We start from the raw sequence: 19,643 nt of genomic DNA, 5'->3' as shown, positions 1-19,643 counted from the left end.
CGGCCGCCGGCAGTGCCTGCGGGGGTTCGCCCACGGCGTAGTGGGGAAGTTCGGGTGCCGGGTCCGTGTTCTGTCTGAGGTGGACGGTTCTCGGGGCTTGATGCGCAGTGCGATGGCGGCGTCCGGCGCGCCCAAAGGGGTGCGGCGGGGGACGTTCCGGCGGGTGGTGGGGTTCGCCCGGCCGCATCGGGCCAAGTTGATCGCCTTCTTGTTGCTCAGCGTGGTGTCTTCCGTGCTCGCTGTGACTACTCCGGTGTTGGCGGGGCGGGTGGTCGATGCGATCGTCGGTGGGCGGGACGTGTCCGTGGTCGTGTGGCTGGCCGTGGTCATCGCGGTCATCGCCGTGGTCGACGCCGGGCTCGGCCTGGTCGAGCGCTGGCAGTCGACGCGGATCGGCGAAGGGCTGATCTACGACCTGCGGCGGGCGGTGTTCGAGCACGTCCAGCGGATGCCCGTCGCCTTCTTCACCCGCACCCGCACGGGGGCGCTGGTCAGCCGGCTGAACAACGACGTGATCGGGGCTCAGCGGGCGTTCACCTCGACGCTGTCCGGAGTGGTCACGAACGTGATCCAGCTCGGGTTGTCGCTCGGCGTGATGTTCACCCTTTCGTGGCAGGTCACCGCGCTCGCGCTGCTCCTGCTCCCGGTCTTCGTGCTGCCCGCGCGGCGGATGGGCAACCGGATGGCCGACCTCCAGCACGAGGCCGCCACCCTCAACGCGGGCATGACCACCCAGATGACCGAGCGGTTCTCGGCGCCCGGCGCGACGCTGGTGAAGCTGTTCGGCCGGCCGCGCGCCGAAGCCGACGAGTTCGGTGCCCGCGCCGCCCGCGTCCGCGACATCGGCGTCCGCACCGCGATGGCCACCCGGTGGTTCCTCACCGGTCTCACCCTGGTCTCCGCCCTCGCCCAGGCCCTCGTCTACGGCCTCGGCGGCTACCTCGCGCTCACCGGCCACCTCGCCGCGGGCACGGTGGTCTCGCTGGCCCTGCTGCTGTCGCGCCTCTACTCGCCGCTGACCGCGCTCGCCAACGCGCGCGTCGACGTGATGACGGCCCTGGTCTCGTTCGAACGGGTCTTCGAGGTGCTCGACCTCAAGCCGATGATCGACGAGGCGCCGGACGCCCGCCGGCTCCCGGACGGCCCGGTGTCGGTGGAGTTCGACGACGTCCGGTTCGGCTACCCGGCCGCCGACCGGGTGTCGCTCGCCTCGCTCGAATCAGTGGCCACACTGGACACCCGGGGTGGCGAGGAAGTGTTGCACGGCATCAGCTTCCGGGCCGAACCCGGACAGCTCGTCGCCCTGGTCGGCTCGTCGGGCGCGGGCAAGTCGACCATCGCCTCGCTCGTCCCGCGCCTCTACGACGTCGACGCCGGTTCGGTGTCACTGTCCGATGTGGACGTTCGGGGGCTGACCTTCGACTCGGTGCGCGGCGCGGTCGGCGTCGTCACCCAGGACGGTCATCTCTTCCACGATTCGATCCGCGCCAACCTGACCTACCCGCGTCCGGAGGCCACCGACGAGGAACTCTGGGACGCCCTGGACCGCGCCCGGTTGCGGCCCCTGGTCGAAGCGCTGCCCGACGGGCTGGACACGGTGGTGGGGGAGCGGGGCTACCGGCTGTCCGGCGGTGAGCGGCAGCGGCTGACCATCGCGCGGCTGCTGATCGCCCAGCCCCGGGTGGTGATCCTGGACGAGGCCACCGCGCACCTGGACTCCGAGTCCGAAGCCGCCGTGCAGGCCGCGCTGGCCGAGGCGTTGCAGGGCCGGACGGCGCTGGTGATCGCGCACCGGCTGTCCACGGTCCGGGCGGCGGACCAGATCCTGGTCGTGGAGGCCGGGCGCGTCGTGGAACGCGGCACGCACCTCGAACTCCTCGCCGCCGACGGGCGTTACGCCGAGCTGTACCGCACCCAGTTCGACGAAACGCCCGCCGTGGCCTAGAGGCCCCTGCCCGGAAACCCTTGCCGGAAACCGTTACAGGGCACCGAGGAAGGTCGCGGTCGTGTTGACGGCGACCTTGGAGGTGCCCGCGTCCACCACCAGGACCGCGAACGCGAGATCGCCCCGGTAGCCGACGAACCAGCCGTGCGAGCTGGTCCCGTCGCCGTGCTGCGCGGTCCCGGTCTTGCCCCGCACGCCACCGAGCCCGGCCAGCGCCTGCGCCGTGCCCCCGGTGACGACCTCGCCCATCATCGAGCGCAACGCCGTCACCACACCGCCCGGCAGGGCGCGGCCCTGCCCGCCCCGGGTCGGGATCTCGCGGATCAGCTGCGGGGTCGGGGTGCTGCCGTTGGCCACGGTCGCCGCGGCCAGCGCCATGCCGAACGGCGTGGTCTGCATGGTGCCCTGGCCGATGCCCGCCTCGACGCGCTGGGTGACCGTCTCCGAGGGCGGGATCTTGCCGGTGTTCGTGGTGAGGCCCGCGACCGTGTAGTCCGCGCCCAGCCCGAACAGCGCGGCCGCCTGCGGCAGCGCGGTCGGCGGGAGGTCCGCGGCCAGTTGGCTGAAGCTGGTGTTGCACGACGCCGCGAACGCCCGGTGCAGCGGCACGGTGCCGAGGTCGAACTGGTCGTCGTTGACGATCTGGCGCGGCCCGATGGTCTTCTTCCCCGGGCACTCCACGGGCGTGTCCGGGGTGACGCTGCCCGACATCAGCGCCGCCGTCGCGGTCACGATCTTGAACGTCGAGCCCGGCTCGTAGTAGTTCTGCAACGAGATCGGCCCGCCGGCACTCGCCGCGCCGTTCTGCGCCACGGCCAGGACCTCCCCGTTCGACGGGGCCAGCGCGACGATCACGGCGGGCTGCGCCACCTGGTCCACGGCGTTCTGGGCGGCGTTCTGGGTGGGCGGGTCCAGGGTCAGCGTCATCTGTTGGCGGACCTTCGCCTTCTTCTCCGCCAGCACGGTCACCGGCGTGCCCGCCGGGTCGACCACGGCGACCTGCCAGCCCGGCTCACCGGTGGAGCTGCCCAGCTCCTTGGTCACCGACGACATCACCACGGGCGCGAAACCCGGCGGCACGGGCGTTCCGTCGCGGTCGAGCAGCGCGCCGTCGCCGGACGTCGTGCTGTAGGCCAGGGACTGCCCTTCGGCCAGGTTCGGGTGCAGCAGCGCGGGCGTCCAGTGCACCTTCCACTTGTCGTCCGCACGGCGCAGTTCCAGCGACACCGCGTACTTCAACGGTGTGCTGTCGGGCAGCGTCCAGGTCACGTCGGCGGCCAGGGTCGCGGACTTGTCGTCGTCGCCGACCGTCGGTGCCGCGCCGACCCGTGCCCCGTAGGCGACGCCTTTCATGCCGTGCAGCATCTTCTCGATCGCGGGTTGCGCCGCGGCGGTGCTGTCGGTCGACGCGGCGGCCTGTGCCGCGTTGCCCGCCATCAGCGCCCCGACGAACTGCTGGGCCACCGGTGCCGGCAGGGGCTTGACGGTGGGCAGCGTCGTGGCGGACTTGCTGTCCGTCGGCCACAACACGATCACGCCCGTCACGATGACGGCCACCGCCGCCACGCCCCCGCCGGCCAGAATCCACCTTTTGCTCGTCCTGTTCATGATTCCCCCTCTGCGGTCGGAGACTAGCCAGACCGCGTGGAGGAATCGTGAGCAGATCTACTCAGCCGAGCTGCGGGATGCGGGTCTGGTACTTGCGCAGCAGGTCGGAGTTGGCCGCGTCGCCGCCTTCGACGTTCGCGCTGCGCCACAGCGGCAGTTCCACGCCCGACTCGGCGGCCTTGTCCAGCAGCCGCACCAGCAGCAGGTTCCACAGGAACGCGGTGGCCACCGTCGACACGGCCGCGGTGACCGGGTTCTCCGCCGGGTAGAGGGCGTCGCCGGGCGGCACCAGGTTGTCCAGCACCACGGTGGCGTTCTCGGCGAGCGTGGTGCCCGCGCGGCGCGGGGCGGCGGCGCTGGCGGCCAGGGATGTCACGGCGACCACGGGGCAGCCCGCGTCGGCCGCGAGCACGGCCAGTTCCACCGGGTACGGGTTGACGCCCGAGGTGGAGAACACGAACAGCACGTCGTGCGCGGCGAGTCCGGCGTCCCGCAGCACCTCGGCGGCCAGTCCGGAGCGGCGCTCGGCGGACGTGCTGCTCACCGCGCCGTGCATGGGCAGCAGTTCGGGGTGGTAGATCGGGCGCACGCAGGCCAGCCCGCCGGCGCGGTAGAAGGTCTCGGCGACGGCGGCCAGCGAGTGGCCGGCACCCGCCGCGAGCACCATCCCGTCCGCCTGCACGCCGGCCAGGACGAGTTCCGCAACGTCGTCCAACGCGCCGGCGTTCTGCTGCTCCACCCTGGTCAGGTGGGTGCGCACGACGTCGCCGAAGTCGGAGCCGGGCACGGTCTCGGTCATGCGGTCTGCCCTCCGGTGGTCTACACCAAGTTGGTGATCGCCAGTCCTACCCGATCGGCGGTCGCGCCGCCAGCAGCTGTTTGACGATCGAACACAGCTCATGTTCAGATGAACAGCATGGATGTTGCCAGACGGCACGAGCTGATCCTCCAGAGCCTGCGCCAGGGCCAGCGGGTCGGCGTCGGCACCCTCGCCGACCTCGTGGGCGCGTCGGAGATGACCGTCCGGCGCGACCTCGACGTGCTCGAACGCGACGGTCTGCTGCGGCGGGTGCGCGGCGCGGCGGTGAGCATGCTGACCGGCGAGGAGACGCCGTACGCGGCCCGGTCCCGGCAACGGCTGGAGGCCAAGCGCCGGATCGGCCTCGCCGTCGCCGAACTGCTCGACGACGGCGAGACCGTCGTGCTCGACGGCGGCACCACCACCCTGGAGGTCGCGCGCCGGCTGGCCGACCGGCGGCTCACCGTCCTGCCGCTGTCCCTGCACTCCGCCGACGTGCTGCGCACCGCCGAGCAGGTGCGGCTGGTGCTGCCCGGCGGCGACATCCGCCCCGGCGAACTCGCCCTGGGCGGCCCGCTCACCGAGTACGCGTTCAAGATCATGCGCTTCGACACGGTCGTCCTCGCGTGCTGCGGCCTGAGCGCCGCCAACGGCGTCTCCGCGCACGACCTGGCCGAGGTCGCGGTCAAGCGGGCCGCCGCCGACGCCTCCGCGCGGGTCATCGTCGCCGTGGACAGCTCCAAGTTCGGCCGCACCGCGTTCGGCCGGGTCTGCCCGGCGCGGGACGTCGACGTGCTGGTCACCGACGAGGACGCGCCCGAGGACGAGGTGGCGCGGCTGCGCGACGCGGGCGTCGAGGTGCGGCTGGTCTGACCCCGCTCAGTGCGACGGCGGTTCGTAGCAGGAGCCCTCGCCCGTCGTGCCGGTCACCGACACCGAGACCTGGCCGGGCCCGCCGTCCGGGCCGGTGCCCAGGCTGCCCAGCAGGCACCCGGTGCCCTGCGTGCTCTCCAGGGTGAGCACGAACGTCACCCCCGGTGGCGGCGTGACGCCGTACGGGGCGCGCAGCCCGGTCAGCCACACGTTCGGATGGCCCGCCCGGGTGAACACCGCCCGGGTCGCCTCCGGCGAGAAGTTCCCCGCGTCGCACAGCGCGGCCAGCACCGGCTTCACCCGCTCCGCCACCGCGACCGTCGCCGCGTGCACCTCCGGCTGGAGCGCCTTGCGCACCCGCCACGACCGGTTGTCCACGTGGTTGGGCGGCATGTCGCCGGGCAGTTCGCGCGTGGTCGTGCTCGTCGGCGCGACGGCGGGCGTCGCCGGCTCGGCGACCTCGAACCTGACCTGGCACGGGCCGTTCGGCGGCACCGACGTGGGCCCGGTCGACGTCGTGGGCACCACCGGAAGCTCGCCGACGCCGTCCGACGCGGCTTCCTGCACGTGCCTGGCACACCCCGCCACCGCCAGCGCCGTCAGCAGCAGCCCCACCCCGAGACGTGACATGGGATCGACTCTGGCACACGAGATCCGCGCCCGCGCACGGATCAGCGGAGATCCTCCGGACGGTCGACGTCCGCGCCGTCCGCCAGGTCCTCGCACGGCACCGACACCGCGCCGTGCGCACGCAGGTAGTCCCGCGCGCCGGCGTCACCGGTCGCCGAAGCCGACACAGCCGCCCAGTGCTCGCGGCCCAACAGCACCGGGTGACCCGGCGCGCCGCCGTAAGACGCACGCAGCAGCGCCGTGGGCGACGCGAGGTCGACGAACCGCCGGACCGCTCCGACCGTCACGCCCGGTGTGTCCACCGGCAGCACGACCACAGCGTCCGCCGAGGCGTCCATCGCCGCCAGACCGGCCTTCAGCGACGAACCCATGCCCGTCGCCCACTCGGTGTTCTCCACGACCACGGTGTCGTCCAACGCCGCCCGTGCGCGCACCTCGTCGGCACTCGCACCGATCACCACGACCACAGGTGCGCACCCGGCGTCGCGCAGCACGGACCGGGCCGACTCGACCCACAACGCGCCGCCGTGCGACACGAGCGCCTTGGGCCCGCCGAACCTGCGCCCGGCACCTGCGGCCAGCAGCAAACCAGCGACCCTCATGGGGTCACACTAGGGCCTGGTGTCCCTTCAGTTCGGTCCGGCTGGCCACCGCCAGCTTGCGGTACACCCTGGTCAGGTGCTGCTCCACGGTGCTCACGGTGATGTGCAGCCGCATCGCGATAGCCCGGTTGCTGTGGCCACACGCGGCGAGGGTCGCGACCCTGTGCTCCGAGTAGGTCAACTCCGTCATACGGACAAACACGTGCCACGCCGAGGGTGCGGTTCAACCATCACGGAAAAATCACGATGCGAGATGTTCCAGCAACAGCGCGGTGAACACCTCCGGCACCTGCTCCGGCACCCAGTGCGAGACGTCCTCCAGCATCTCGAAGCGGTAAGGCCCGGTGACCCACTTGGCCGTGTCGAACGCCGCCGTGGACCCGAACGCCACGTCCTCGGTGCTCCAGACGTACATCGTCGGCACCGTCACGTGCTCGATCCGGCCACCCGGGCGGCCCGCGCGGTACCAGTTCAGCGCGGCGGTCAGCGCGCCCGGCTCGGCCAGCCGCTGGAGGTAGTCGTCGATCCGCGACGGCGGCACCTGCCACTCGAACATCTGCCGCAGCGCCGCGCCGTTGTCCGCCAGCATCCGCCGTTCGGTGGAACTCTGCCGCCACTCGGTCAGGTACGCCGAGCGCATGTGCTGGTCCTCGTCGGTCTGCAACGCGTCGGCCAGCGCACGCGGGTGCGGCGTGGACACCGCGGTCAGCGTCCGCAGCCGGTCGGCGTGCTCGTAGGCCGTCCACCACGCCACCGTCGCGCCCCAGTCGTGCCCGACCAGGTCGAACCGCGACCACCCCAGCGCGTCCGCCACCGCCAGCACGTCGCCGACCAGCGAGTCCAGCCCGTACTCCAGGGCCCGCTCCGGCCGCACGCCGGGGGAGTAGCCGCGCTGGTCGAACGCCACCGCCCGGTACCCGGCGCGGCCGAGCACCGCCACCGGGTGCTCCCACGCGACGGCGGCCTCCGGGAAGCCGTGCAGCAGCAGCACCGGCCGGCCGTCCTCCGGACCGGCCGCGATCGCGTCGAACACACCTTCGGCCGTCTGCACCCCGAGCTGTTCGGTCACTGTGATCCGAGTCCCATCCTCGATCCGGTCGTCCTGTCCGAGCGAACATTGTCCTGTGGAACCCGCCATCGACGTCCTCGCACCCACCGGACCGGTCCGCGCGGTGGTCCTGGTCCTGCACGGCGGCAGTGTCGAGGGCCACCAGCCGGTGAGCCGCCGCAAGCTGCCCTACCTGCGGATGGTCCCGTTCGCGCGGGCCGTCCGCCGGCGCGGCGAGGGCATCGCCGTGTGGCTGCTGCGGCACAGCCACAACGGCTGGAACGCTCCCCACATGCACCCCGTGCAGGACGCGCGGTGGGCACTGGACAAGATCCGGCGCGAACACCCCGGCGTGCCTGTCGTGCTCGTCGGGCACTCCATGGGCGGCCGGACGGCCCTGTACGTCGCCGACGACCCGCAGGTGGTCGCCGTGTGCGCGCTCGCGCCGTGGATCGAGGCCGGCGACCCCTACCAGGGGCTCGCCGGACGTGCGCTGCTCATCGCGCACGGGGACCACGACCGCACCACCGATCCGGCGGCGTCCTACGAGTACGCGCTGCGTGCCCGGCAGGTCACCGACCGCGTCGCCCGCTTCACCGTGCTCCGCGAGGGGCACGCGATGCTGTTCCGCTTCCGCTCCTGGACCCGTCTGGTCACCGATTTCGTACTCGGCGTGCTCGACGTCGAACCGCTCGCCCCCTATCTGTCGAACGCCATGCGTGAGCCCACACCGAGGGGCCTGGACATCCCATTGGGAGGAACGCGTGGTGGTATCCGGTGAACGGCAGCGGGTAGCGGTGATCGGCAGCGGCGTCTCCGGACTCACCGCCGCGTACCTGCTCCAGCGCCAGTACGACGTGGTGCTGTTCGAACAGGACGAACGTCTCGGCGGCCACGCCCACACCCACGAACTGGCCACCGCCGACGGCGGCACGACCACGGTGGACAGCGGGTTCATCGTCCACAACGAACGGACCTACCCCAACCTGGTGCGGCTGTTCCGCGAACTGGGCGTGTCCACTCAGGACTCCGAGATGTCGATGAGCGTGCGGTGCCGGGGCTGCGGCCTGGAGTACGCGGGCGCGCGCCGGCTGGCCGGGCTGTTCGCCCGGCCCGGCAACCTCGCCCGGCCCGCCTACCTGCGGATGCTCGCCGAGATCACCCGGTTCCACAAGCACGCGAAGCGGCTGTTGGCGGTGCCCGACGAGCACGACACGACGCTCGGCGCGTTCCTGGCCATCGGCGGGTACTCGCGGTACTTCGTGGACCACTTCATCCTGCCGCTCGTGTCCGCCGTGTGGTCGGCCGGACCGGAGGTCAGCAGGAGCTACCCGGCGCGGTACCTGTTCGAGTTCCTGGCCAACCACGGCATGCTGTCCGTGGGCGGCACACCGCAGTGGAAGACCGTGGTCGGCGGGTCGCGCGCGTACGTCGAGCGCGCCGTGAAGGGCCTCACGGCCGTGCAGGTGTCCACGCCCATCCGCACCCTGCGGCGCACCGCGCACGGCGTGGAGCTGCGTGACGACGCCGACCAGCGGCACGTGGCGGACAAGGTCGTCGTCGCCACCCACCCCGACCAGGCGCTGGCCCTGCTCGCCGACCCGACCGACGCCGAACGCGAGGTGCTCGGGGCGTTCCGCTACTCCCGCAACGAGACCTGGCTGCACAACGACTCCGGAGTGCTGCCCCGGAGTGCCGGCGCCAAGGCGTCCTGGAACGTGCTCAAGCCCACGTGCCACGAACGTGGCGGCTCCATCCTGGTGAGCTACCACATGAACCGCCTCATGCGGCTCGCCGAGCCTCTTGACTACGTGGTGACACTGAACGCGACCGATCTCGTCGACCAGGGTTCGGTGATCGCCCGCATGGTGTACGAGCACCCCGTCTACACGCCCGAATCCCTTGCTGCGCAACGGCGGCTGCCCGAACTCAACACCGGTCGCACGGCGTACGCGGGCGCTTACCACGGGTGGGGGTTCCACGAGGACGGGTGCGCGTCGGGGGTGCGTGCCGCAGCCGGCCTGGGAGCGGCCTGGTGAACCTGTACGAGGTCGAGATCGGGCACGTCCGCCGGGAACGGCTGGACCGGTCGTTCAGCCACCGGGCCTACCTCTGGCTGGTCGACCTGGACGCGCTGCCGCGGCTGCCTCGATGGCTGCGACCGTTCGCCCGGTTCGAAGCGCGTGACCACCTCGGATCGCCGCAGCGCACCATCCGCCAGAACGTGGACGCGTGGCTCGCCGCGCGTGACATCGACCTGGGCGGCGGACGGGTCACCATGCTCGCCAACGCCCGTCTGCTCGGTTACGTGTTCAACCCCCTGTCGCTCTTTTGGTGCCACAACGCGTCCGGGGCGCTTGAATGCGTGATCGCCGAGGTACACAACACCTATGGGGAACGGCACGCCTACTTGTTGCACCCTGACGCCGCCGGGCGTGCACGGGTCGACAAGGACTTCTACGTGTCGCCGTTCCTGGAGATGTCCGGGCACTACGTGATGCGCGTGCCCGAACCGGCCGACGAACTCTCCGTGACGATCGCCCTGCGCCAGGGCGGTGCCACGCCGTTCAGCGCCACCATGAAGGGGCGCAGGCGGCCTGCCACACCGCGTGAACTGGTGCGGTTGCTGGTCCGCCGGCCGTTGATGACGTACCGGGTTTCCGGGTTGATCCGCCGTCATGGCATCGCGCTGTGGGCGCGGCGCGTGCCCGTAGTACCGAGGAGTAGCAACCTATGAGCACGATCGACCTGCCCCGTCCCAACCAGGGGATCTGGCCGGGGCTGCACCACCCGCCGCGCTCGCCGTGGCGGGCCGGGATCGCCGAGGCGCTGTTCCGCCGCGCCGTGCGCACGCTGCCGATCAGCGTCGTGCTGCCCGGCGGCGCCCGGCTCGGCGCGGGCGGCCCCGACGCGCCGGTCATGCGCATCCACCGCCCGGCCGCGTTCTTCCACCGGCTCGGCGTGGACGCCAAGATCGGCTTCGGCGAGGCGTACATGGTCGGCGACTGGACCTGCAACCGGCTCGCCGACCTGCTCACGCCGTTCGCCGAGCGGTTGACCACGCTCATCCCGCCCAAGCTCCAGCTGCTGCGGCGCTGGGTCGAGCGCAGGCACCCCGCGTCGGACGCCAACGACGTCGCCGGGTCGCGGCAGAACATCCACCGGCACTACGACCTGTCCAACGACCTGTTCACGGTGTTCCTGGACGAGACGATGACGTACTCGTCCGCGTGGTTCGACGGCACCGACTCGCTGCACGAGGCGCAGTTGCGCAAGATCGACGGCGTGCTGGACTACGCGGGCGTGCGCTCCGGGTCCCGTGTGCTGGAGATCGGCACCGGTTGGGGCGCACTGGCCATCCGCGCGGCGCAGCGGGGCGCGACCGTGACCTCGTTGACGCTGTCCGCCGAGCAGAAGGCGCTGGCCGAGCAACGGGCGTCCGCTGCGGGCGTGGCCGACTCCGTGGACATCCACCTGCGCGACTACCGCGAGGAGCGCGGCACCTACGACGCCGTGGTCAGCGTGGAGATGATCGAGGCCGTGGGCGGCGAGTACTGGCCCGCCTACTTCTCCATGGTCGACCGCTCACTGGTGCCCGGCGGCCGGTTCGGGCTCCAGGCCATCACCATGCCCCACGACCGGATGCTGGCCAGCGCGGCCAGCTACACGTGGATCCACAAGTACATCTTCCCCGGCGGGCTCATCCCGTCCGTGCGGGCGATCGAGGAGACCGTCCGCGACCACACCCGGCTGCGCGTCGAGGCGACCCGGGAGTTCGGCCTCGACTACGCCGAGACCCTGCGCCGGTGGCGCGAGCGGTTCCTGGAGCGTTGGGAGGACGTGGCCGCGCTCGGGTTCGACGAGACGTTCCGCCGGATGTGGGAGTTCTACCTGGCGTACTCCGAAGCGGGGTTCCGAGTGGGTTACCTGGGGGTGCGCCAGTTCGGCATGGTGAAGTAATCACGACGCCGACTGCGCCGATCGGCTCATCCTCTCCCTCGGTCGGGTGCTGTTCCCACCACGTGGGCCACGATCGTGGTCAGCTTTGGCGAATCCCGTATCAGGGGCGGACGTGCTCCCTCCTCATCAATGAGCCGGGATGTGCCGGAAGTTTGACGAGCGTGAGGAGGTCGCCGGATGGTGCACGCATCCGTGCGTACCGACGTCGGGATCGAGATCGGCGCGGTCGGCGACGCAGGCGCACCCGGCCGTCCCGAGGTCCGTCTGGTCGCGGGCGGCGTGCCGACCAGGGTGACCACCCGCTGGCTCGCCGAGGCCGAGATGTCGGAGCTGGTCGACGCCGCGCTGGCGGGGGAGCCGCGCGCGGTCGAGCAGCTGCTCACCCGCATCCAGCCGCTGGTGCTGCGGTACTGCCGGGCGCGGGTCGGGTCGCGCGAGCGCACCCTGGTGTCGGCCGAGGACATCGCGCAGGAGGTCTGCCTCGCGGTGGTCTCCGCGCTGGGCAAGTACCGCTACGAGCCCGGTTCGTTCCTGGCGTTCGTGTACGGCATCGCCGCGCACAAGGTGGCCGACGCGCGAAGACGTGCCGTGCGCAGCCGTTCCGAGGTCGTCCCGGAGCTGCCCGACACCCCGACCCTGGAGGACGGGCCGGAGCAGCGCGCCATGAACGGGGAGATGATCGAGGCCGTCACGCAGCTGCTGCGGCGGCTGCCCGAGCGCCAGCGCGAGATCCTCGTCCTGCGGGTCGCCGTGGGGCTGTCCGCCGAGGAGACCGCCGCGGCCGTGGGCTCCACGCCCGGCGCGGTCCGCGTCGCGCAGCACCGCGCGCTCGCCCGGATGCGCGAGATGTTCGCGGCCAGTGGGGGCTGACCTGGCATCGTAGGGGGATGACGACCGCCGACGAGCCCGCGTTCGACGTGTTGTTGTCCGGCACCGTGTTCCTGGACATCATCTTCACCGGCCTGCCCCGGCCGCCCGCGCCGGGCACCGAGGTGTGGGCCGAGGGGCTCGGGTCGTGTCCGGGCGGGATCGCGAACCTGGCCGTGGCGCTGAGCAGGCTGCAACTGCGCACCGCGCTGTCCGCCGCGTTCGGCGAGGACGCCTACGGGGACTTCTGCTGGGAGGTCCTGTCCGAGCAGGAAGGCGTCGACCTGTCCTACTGCCGCCGGTACTACGGCTGGCACTCCCCGGTGACCGTGTCGATGGCGATGGACCGCGACCGTTCCATGGTCACCCACGGGCACCGGCCGCCCACGTCGGCCGACGAGATCCTGTCGCCGCCGCCGTCGACCCGCGCGTGCTTCGTGCACATCCAGCCCGAAGAGGAGCAGTGGGTGCGCACGGCCAAGGCCGCGGGGGCGTTGCTGTTCGCCGACATCGGGTGGGACCGGACCGGTGTGTGGGCGCCCGAGCTGCTGCGACGGCTCGACGGGTACGACGTGTTCCTGCCCAACGACGTCGAGGCGATGCGGTACACGCGCAGCGAGACGGCGGAGCGCGCTGCGATGGCGTTGGCCGAGCACGTGCCCGTGGTGGTCGTCACGCGTGGTGGTCGCGGGGCGGTGGCGGTCGACGCGTCGACGGGGGAGGTGGCGGACGTGCCGGGGCTCAACGTCGCGCCGCTGGACTCCACCGGCGCGGGCGACGTGTTCGGCGCGGGGTTCGTGCTGGGCACGTTGGCCGGGTGGCCGTTGGCGGACCGGGTGCGGTTCGCGAACCTGTGCGCGGCGCTGTCGGTGCAGCACTTCGGCGGGTCGCTGTCGGCTCCGGGCTGGGTCGACATCGCGACGTGGTGGCGCACGGTGAGCCGTCGGGCCGACTCCGACCTGCGCGGATACGGCTTCCTGGAGGACGTGCTGCCCCACCACGCGGGCGTCGAGGTGCGCCGGGCAAGTGCGACGATCCGCCTCCGGGCCTCCGGATGATCACCCGATAGTGATCTTGTGTCAGGTCGAACTCCTGTTCGAGAATCGACCCGAACGGTCGCCGCCACCCGGAGCAGGGGGTTTGGCGTCGGCGGGATTCGGGCAGGAGTAATTTCGGGCGGGCGAGCAACCTGGAGCGGTCGCCAAGCGACTTAGAGATCAGGGGGCTTTTCCCGATGGGGATCGCAGGGGCTTCGCAAGGGGATCGGAAGGGGTTGTTCGGTGTTCGCCGCGCGCGCGACGGGTCTGTTCAAATTGCTGGGGCTGTGCCTGATGGCGGGCGTGCTGCTGGCCGCTCTGCTGTTCCCCGTCGTGGGCGGGATGGGCCTGGCGTCCAACCGGGCCGCCGACACCGTCGACCAGACCTCGGGTGAGCTGACCAAGGCCGAACCGCCGCTGGTCACCACCGTGCTCGACAAGGACGGCGCGCCGATCGCGTACCTGTACGACCAGTACCGCATCCCGGTGCCGTCCTCCGGCATCTCCGACACCATGAAGGCCGCGATCATCGCGATCGAGGACAAGCGGTTCTTCGAGCACAAGGGCGTCGACTGGCAGGGCATCGCGCGCGCGGCGGCCAAGGCGGGCGTCGACGGCGGGGCGTCCCAGGGCGCGTCGACGCTGACCCAGCAGTACGTGAAGAACTACCTGGCGTTCGTGGTCGGCGAGGGCAGCCAGGAGGCGTACGAGAAGGCCACCGAGGCCACCCTCGGCCGCAAGATCAGCGAGGCCCGGATCGCGACCCAGCTCGAACAGAAGATGAGCAAGGACGAGATCCTCACCGCGTACCTGAACATCGTCCCGTTCGGCAACGGCACCTACGGCGTCGGCGCGGCCTCCAAGACCTACTTCGACACCACCCCGGACAAGCTCACCGTGCCCCAGGCCGCGATGCTGGCCGGCCTGGTCAACGAGCCGAGCCGGCTCAACCCCGGCGCGTCCGTGGAGCCCGCGATCAAGCGGCGCAACACGGTGATCGACAAGATGCGCGAGAACGGGGCGTTCGGGCCGGACGCGAAGGTCGCCGGCGAGAAGGCCGACGAATACAAGGCGGCCGACATCGGCGTCGTGCCGGACCTCCAGCTGCTGCCCAACGGGTGCGTCGGCGCGGGCGACGGCCCGGTGTACGGCTTCTTCTGCCGGTACCTGATCGACTACCTGTCCACCGCGGGCATCTCGCCGGACAAGCTGCGCAAGGGCGGCTACACCATCCACACCACGATGGACCCGGTCGCGACCCGCGCCGCGAAGGAAGCCGCCGAGGGCCAGGTGCCCAAGACCCAGCCGGGCATCGCGAACGCGATGGCCGTGGTCGAGCCCGGTGACGACAAGCACCGCGTCCGGGCGTTGGCCGCGAACCGCGACTTCGGCAACAACGCCGACGCGGGCCAGAGCGCGTACTCGATCCCGGCCGAGGTCACCAAGTTCGGCGCGGGCTCCATCTACAAGGTGTTCACCGCCGCGTCGGCCCTGGAGAAGGGCATCACGGGCATCGACAAGCAGATCGACGTGCCCGCGACCTACGCGTCCAAGGTGTACAAGGACAGCGGCAAGCCGTACACGGTGAAGAACGCCGGCACGTACAAGGACAAGATGACGCTGACCGAGGCGCTGGCGCAGTCGCCGAACACCGCGTTCATCATCCTGGAGGAGAAGGCCGGCCTGAACAACGTGGTCGACATGGCCCACCGCCTGGGTCTGCGCGAGTCGATGCAGGGCGTCAACCGCGACGGCGACCCGTTGAAGCCGGACGGCTCGAACGGCCCGAGCCAGGGCGACGTCTACAAGCGCGACAACAGCGGTTCGTTCACCCTGGGTGCCGGCCCGACCAGCATCCTGGAGCTGTCGAACGTGGCCGCGACCATCATGAGCGGCGGCAAGTGGTGCCCGCCGACCCCGGTCGAGAAGATCACCGACCGCAACGGCAACCCGGTCCAGCTCAACGAAGCCCCGTGCGACCAGGCCGTGGCCCCGGAGATCGCGAACGCCCTGGCCACCGGCATGAGCGGCGACGTCAAGCCCGGCGGCACCGCGCACGGCGCGATCGGCGGCTGGGACCGCCCGATGATCGGCAAGACCGGCACCACCGAAGACCACTGGTCGGTCGCCTTCATCGGCGCGACCCCCCAGTACGCGGGCGCGGTGATGACCTTCACCGACGGCGTCGCCCCCCAGGTGATCTGCAACGGATCCCCGCCCCGCCTGTGCGGCACCAACGACGCGGGCGGCGTGTTCGGTGGCCAGGTAGCGGCCCCGACCTGGTTCAACGCCATGCGGACCATCCACGGCAGCGCGGAAGTCAAGCCGCTCCCCCCGGTGGACCCCCGCTACCGCTAGTCCCACCGGCCAGTACCACCCACCCCAGTCGAACCCCGCCCGCCCTCAAGGCAGGCGGGGTTCGTCACCTCCGCCCCCGCTCCGCGTCTCGCGGGCGTCCGGGCTGCTCTCGTTCTCGCCTCGGCTCCACGCCCGGCCGCTCCGATGGCCACACCCTCACCGGTCTCGTGCCCGGCGGGCGACGTGGCCGCCGCCCGCCGGACTGCGTGCGTCGGGTGGACCGGTCCCGACGCATCGCGTTCGTCGTGGCGACGGCTCAGACCCCGCCTCGGCAGCGCGGGCGAACCGGGCAGAGCCTGGCGGCGCGGCGCAAGCGGGCTGATGCGTTCGCGGCGTTGCGGCGCGCAGGTCGCCGGGCCAGACGGATCTCGACGCTGTCGTCCGTCCGCCGGGCACGGTCCTGCCCGGTACGGCTCTGGCGGTGCCTCTCCCGGGACCGGGGTTCTTCGGGCCTGCCTGTTGCGGTGAGTCAGGGGGTTGTTGCGGGGCGTTGGTTGATCACGTTGCGTTGCCTTCGGGAGGCCGTGCGCACCCCTGCCCTGACCTGCGGTTTATAACGGTGGAATACGAAACCTGCACGTGTTTGAACACGTATTGTGACGATCAGTGGGCTATCTCACCAAATTGCCCACGTTCGCGAGGTGTGGGTTGCCTTCGTTCATCACGGCGGGTTACGTTCCCCGCCGCATGTCACGGTTCGGTCACCAAAAGGACACGGCGGTGCTCCCCGAAAGCCCCGCCACCCGGATCCCCCGCCGGGCGTCCTGACCGGGCTCCCCGATGCAGGAAGGCAACCCCCTTGGCACGGCATACCAAGGCCCGTGGTCGCAGCGTGCTCGCCACGCCCCCGAGGACCACCGGCAAGCGTGGCTCGCACCGCGCGGAGGACGACAGACCCCAGGCCACCGGCAAGATCACCGCTGTGGTGGCGTTCGGAGCACTCACCGCCGGCGTCGGCGTCGCGGCCGGCTCGTCCGGCCCGCAGATCACGCCGCTCGCGGCCTCCACGGACCTGGCCGCCGCCCTGGCGTCCACCTCCGCCGCTCCGCAACCGCAGTCGATCCAGACCCGGCACGCGATCGAACCCGGCCTCGAAGCCGCGAAGCTCATGCGGTCCGAGGGCATGTACGCCCGGCAGTACGTCGACCAGGCCATCAAGCACGCCTCGGCCGGCTACGTCGACCGGGAGGCCATCCGCGAGGCGGACCGCCAGGCCGAGCTCAAGCGCCAGAAGGACGCCGACGACGCCGAGAAGGCCCGCGTCGCCGCCGAGGAGGCCGCTCGCAAGCCCAAGGTGTTCAAGCCCGCCGAAGGCACCTTCACCTCCGGCTTCGGCTCGCGGTGGGGCACCACGCACTTCGGTGTCGACATCGCGAACGCCATCGGCACCCCGATCGTGGCCCCGCTCGACGGCGTCGTCGTCGAGGCCGGTCCGGCCAGCGGGTTCGGGCTGTGGGTGCGGGTTCAGCACTCCGACGGCACGATCACCGTCTACGGGCACGTCAACGAGATCCTGGTGTCCCAGGGCCAGCAGGTCGCGGCCGGTCAGCAGATCGCGACCATCGGCAACCGCGGCCAGTCCACCGGCCCGCACCTGCACTTCGAGGTGTGGATCGGCGGCTCGCAGAAGATCGACCCGATCGGGTGGTTGGGCGAGCGCGGCATCAACCTCTGACGGCACGGCGGGCCCGGCCCGGACCAGCTCTCCTGGTCCGGGCCGGGCCTGTCGCGTGAGGCGGGCACCCGGCCGCCGGGTGCATACCGACTGGTCGGTACCTGAGGTACGGTTGGCCTCCAGCCCTGTACCGGACGGAGGCGCGATCGTGGGTCGTTGGGGAATCACGCTGCCGCTGACGGGTGTGCCGGTGCTCGACCACCGCGGCCTGGTCGCCGAACTCGCGGATCTCGGCTACACCGACATCTGGTCGGCCGAGACCGCCGGCACGGACGCGTTCACGCCGTTGGCGCTGGCCGCCCAGTGGTCCGACCGGCTCCGGCTCGGCACGGCCATCGCGCCGGTCTACACCAGGGGGCCGGCGACGCTCGCGATGACCGCCGCCACCCTGGCCGAGGTGTCCGGCGGCCGGTTCGTGCTCGGCATCGGGTCGTCGTCGCCGGCGATCGTGCGCCGCTGGAACGGCGTCGAGTTCGCCGAACCGTTCAAGCGCACCCGCGACACCCTCCGCTTCCTCAAGGCCGCGCTGGCGGGAGAGAAGGTCACCGAGGAGTACGAGACGTTCGCCGTGCGCGGGTTCCGGCTGGAACGCGTCCCGGAGCGGCCGGTGCCGATCATGCTCGCCGCGCTGCGCCCGAACATGCTCCGGCTCGCCGGGCGCGAGGCGGCCGGGGCCATCACCAACTGGCTCGGCGCCGAGGACGTGGTGAAGGTCCGCGCCGAACTCGGGCAGGGCGAACTCGCGGCGCGCATCTTCGTCTGCCCGACCGAGGACGCCTCCGCCGCCCGCGCGCTCGGCCGGATGCTCATCAGCACCTACCTGACCGTGCCCGCCTACGCCGCGTTCCACGACTGGCTGGGCCGGGGCGACGCGCTGCGGCCCATGCACGAGGCGTGGCACGCGGGCGACCGTCGCGGCGCGGGCGCGCTCGTCCCGGACGAGGTGGTGGACGACCTCGTCGTGCACGGCAGCGTCGAGCAGTGCCGCGCGCGGGTGGCCCGGTACGCCGCCAACGGCGTGGACACGCCGGTCATCGCCGTGCTGCCCACCGGGGCCGACCAGCTGGACCTGGTGCGCGCGCTGGCCCCGGGCGCTTGAGGTGGCCGACCGGGGGCGGGCGACGTCGGAGCGGATCGTGCGCGCGGCGGTCCGGCTGTTCGCCGCCAAGGGGTTCGACGCGACGACCGTCCAGGAGGTGGTGGCGGCCGCCTCGGTGACCAAGGGCGCGTTCTACCACCACTTCGGTGCCAAGGACGACCTGCTCTTCGAGATCTACCGGGCGCTGATCGAGCGGCAGACCGCCGACCTGGACCGGATCGTCGCGCAGGGCGCGGACCCGGCCACGACGGTCCGCGAGGTCGTGGTGAACCTGGTCGAGACCACCGCGGCGAGCGTGGACGAGACCGCCGTGTTCGCGCGCGAGGTGCACCGCCTCGACGCCGGGCGGATGGCCCGGTTCCGCGCGGACCGCCGCCGCTACCACGAGACGTTGCGCGCGGTGGTGGCGAAGGCGCAGGCCGAGGGGCTGTTCAGCGCGCGGGTGCCCGCCGACACGGCCGTGCTGATCGCGCTCGGCGTGGTCGACCAGCTGCCGACCTGGTACCGGCCGGACGGCCCGAAGCCGCCTGACGTGCTCGCCGCCGAGATCGCGGACTTCGTGCTCGCCGGCCTGCGCCCCTGACCGCGTCAGCGGCCGGCGTGGGCGCGCAGGGCGGCGAGGGCCTTGTCGGCGTGGGTGGTCATGGAGAACTCGGACCTGATCACGTCCAGGACCGTGCGGTCGGTGTCGATCACGAACGTGTGGCGCTTGACCGGGAGCGGGCCGAACCGGCGCTTGACCCCGAATCGGGCCGCCACCTCGCCCGACTCGTCCGACAGCAGCGGGTAGTCGAAGTGGTTGAGGTCCGCGAACTGCTTCTGCTTGGCCACCGGGTCCGTGCTGATGCCCACCCGCTGGGCACCGGCCTGCGCGAACTCGGCCGCCAGGTCGCGGAAGTGGCAGCTCTCCGCGGTGCAGCCGCCGGTCATCGCGGCCGGGTAGAAGAAGAGCACCACCGGGCCGTCCGCCAGCAGCCCGGACAGCGTGCGCGGCGTGCCGTCCTGGTCGGCCAGGGTGAAGTCGGGGGCGGTGTCGCCTGCCTTCATGGGTGGCGCGTCCTTCCACTCGGTGAGGTCCACGGGGCGTGGTGGTCACGTCTCGCAGGGTGTTCGCGTCGGGGCGACCGTACGGTTCTCGCTAA

General features: G+C 71.7%; 19 protein-coding genes. 12 read left to right on the top strand and 7 right to left on the bottom strand.

Translation table 11 applies throughout. From position 1 onward, the window contains the following. The first annotated feature begins 100 nt into the window (after nt 1-100). Nucleotides 101-1,945, top strand: a complete 1,845-nt coding sequence (locus tag AC0HI0_RS21720; RefSeq protein ID WP_480934212.1) for an ABC transporter ATP-binding protein — start codon at nt 101-103, stop codon at nt 1,943-1,945. Between the two features lie 33 nt (nt 1,946-1,978). On the opposite strand, the gene AC0HI0_RS21715 is transcribed toward AC0HI0_RS21720, so the two are convergent. After that, nucleotides 1,979-3,553 (bottom strand): penicillin-binding transpeptidase domain-containing protein, encoded by a 1,575-nt coding sequence (locus AC0HI0_RS21715; RefSeq protein WP_480934211.1) that lies wholly within the window; start codon nt 3,551-3,553, stop codon nt 1,979-1,981. A gap of 61 nt (nt 3,554-3,614) precedes the next feature. After that, nucleotides 3,615-4,352, bottom strand: coding sequence for an SIS domain-containing protein (locus tag AC0HI0_RS21710; protein WP_480934210.1), 738 nt, complete (start codon nt 4,350-4,352; stop codon nt 3,615-3,617). 117 nt (nt 4,353-4,469) lie between these two features. Here AC0HI0_RS21710 and AC0HI0_RS21705 point away from each other — a divergent pair, with 117 nt between their 5' ends. Next, nucleotides 4,470-5,225 carry a DeoR/GlpR family DNA-binding transcription regulator gene (locus AC0HI0_RS21705; protein WP_480934209.1) on the top strand — a complete coding sequence of 252 codons (756 nt, stop codon included), beginning with the start codon at nt 4,470-4,472 and terminating at the stop codon, nt 5,223-5,225. Nucleotides 5,226-5,231: 6 nt separating this feature from the next. On the opposite strand, the gene AC0HI0_RS21700 is transcribed toward AC0HI0_RS21705, so the two are convergent. Genes AC0HI0_RS21700 through AC0HI0_RS21685 form a run of 4 tightly spaced genes read right to left on the bottom strand, consistent with a single transcriptional unit; the run spans nt 5,232 to nt 7,526 of the window. Beyond that, nucleotides 5,232-5,855: a hypothetical protein gene (locus AC0HI0_RS21700; RefSeq protein ID WP_480934208.1), complete on the bottom strand. Its 624-nt coding sequence runs from the start codon at nt 5,853-5,855 to the stop codon at nt 5,232-5,234. A 41-nt stretch (nt 5,856-5,896) separates the two neighbouring features. Further along, complete coding sequence (locus tag AC0HI0_RS21695; RefSeq protein WP_480934207.1) at nt 5,897-6,457, bottom strand: nucleotidyltransferase family protein; 561 nt, start codon at nt 6,455-6,457, stop codon at nt 5,897-5,899. 4 nt (nt 6,458-6,461) lie between these two features. Beyond that, a complete protein-coding gene (locus AC0HI0_RS21690) occupies nt 6,462-6,647 on the bottom strand; it encodes a helix-turn-helix domain-containing protein (protein ID WP_480934206.1) in 186 nt (61 codons plus the stop codon). Nucleotides 6,648-6,698: 51 nt separating this feature from the next. Further along, the gene (locus tag AC0HI0_RS21685) at nt 6,699-7,526 is read right to left on the bottom strand and encodes an alpha/beta fold hydrolase (protein WP_480934205.1); all 828 of its coding nucleotides are present in this window, start codon (nt 7,524-7,526) and stop codon (nt 6,699-6,701) included. A gap of 55 nt (nt 7,527-7,581) precedes the next feature. Here AC0HI0_RS21685 and AC0HI0_RS21680 point away from each other — a divergent pair, with 55 nt between their 5' ends. The 10 genes from AC0HI0_RS21680 (at nt 7,582) to AC0HI0_RS21635 (ending at nt 19,084) form a co-directional block, all read left to right on the top strand. Then, nucleotides 7,582-8,286, top strand: a complete 705-nt coding sequence (locus AC0HI0_RS21680; protein WP_480934204.1) for an alpha/beta hydrolase — start codon at nt 7,582-7,584, stop codon at nt 8,284-8,286. Next, the gene (locus AC0HI0_RS21675; protein ID WP_480934203.1) at nt 8,270-9,544 is read left to right on the top strand and encodes an NAD(P)/FAD-dependent oxidoreductase; all 1,275 of its coding nucleotides are present in this window, start codon (nt 8,270-8,272) and stop codon (nt 9,542-9,544) included. The genes AC0HI0_RS21680 and AC0HI0_RS21675 overlap by 17 nt, the downstream gene beginning before the upstream one ends. After that, nucleotides 9,538-10,242: a DUF1365 domain-containing protein gene (locus AC0HI0_RS21670; protein WP_480934355.1), complete on the top strand. Its 705-nt coding sequence runs from the start codon at nt 9,538-9,540 to the stop codon at nt 10,240-10,242. Before AC0HI0_RS21675 ends, AC0HI0_RS21670 begins: the two co-directional genes overlap by 7 nt. Next, nucleotides 10,239-11,465, top strand: a complete 1,227-nt coding sequence (locus AC0HI0_RS21665) for a class I SAM-dependent methyltransferase (RefSeq protein ID WP_480934202.1) — start codon at nt 10,239-10,241, stop codon at nt 11,463-11,465. Before AC0HI0_RS21670 ends, AC0HI0_RS21665 begins: the two co-directional genes overlap by 4 nt. 321 nt (nt 11,466-11,786) lie before the next feature. Beyond that, complete coding sequence (shbA, locus tag AC0HI0_RS21660; protein ID WP_480934354.1) at nt 11,787-12,335, top strand: RNA polymerase sigma factor ShbA; 549 nt, start codon at nt 11,787-11,789, stop codon at nt 12,333-12,335. 17 nt (nt 12,336-12,352) lie between these two features. After that, on the top strand, nt 12,353-13,390 hold the full coding sequence (locus tag AC0HI0_RS21655; protein ID WP_480934201.1) for a carbohydrate kinase family protein: 1,038 nt from the start codon (nt 12,353-12,355) through the stop codon (nt 13,388-13,390). Nucleotides 13,391-13,612: 222 nt separating this feature from the next. Then, nucleotides 13,613-15,727 carry a transglycosylase domain-containing protein gene (locus AC0HI0_RS21650; RefSeq protein ID WP_480934200.1) on the top strand — a complete coding sequence of 705 codons (2,115 nt, stop codon included), beginning with the start codon at nt 13,613-13,615 and terminating at the stop codon, nt 15,725-15,727. An 832-nt stretch (nt 15,728-16,559) separates the two neighbouring features. Then, the gene (locus AC0HI0_RS21645) at nt 16,560-17,402 is read left to right on the top strand and encodes a M23 family metallopeptidase (protein ID WP_480934199.1); all 843 of its coding nucleotides are present in this window, start codon (nt 16,560-16,562) and stop codon (nt 17,400-17,402) included. 148 nt (nt 17,403-17,550) lie between these two features. After that, nucleotides 17,551-18,501, top strand: a complete 951-nt coding sequence (locus AC0HI0_RS21640) for an LLM class F420-dependent oxidoreductase (protein ID WP_480934198.1) — start codon at nt 17,551-17,553, stop codon at nt 18,499-18,501. A gap of 1 nt (nt 18,502) precedes the next feature. Next, nucleotides 18,503-19,084, top strand: coding sequence for a TetR/AcrR family transcriptional regulator (locus AC0HI0_RS21635; RefSeq protein ID WP_480934197.1), 582 nt, complete (start codon nt 18,503-18,505; stop codon nt 19,082-19,084). 5 nt (nt 19,085-19,089) lie between these two features. Here AC0HI0_RS21635 and AC0HI0_RS21630 read toward each other — a convergent pair whose 3' ends face one another. Further along, complete coding sequence (locus AC0HI0_RS21630; RefSeq protein ID WP_480934196.1) at nt 19,090-19,548, bottom strand: peroxiredoxin; 459 nt, start codon at nt 19,546-19,548, stop codon at nt 19,090-19,092. Nucleotides 19,549-19,643 lie beyond the last annotated feature (95 nt).

The sequence above is a fragment of the Saccharothrix sp. NBAS 001 genome (assembly GCF_056640475.1).
The sequence above is the reverse complement of the archived record's forward strand: the minus strand, read 5'-3'. Positions and strand labels throughout refer to the sequence as shown.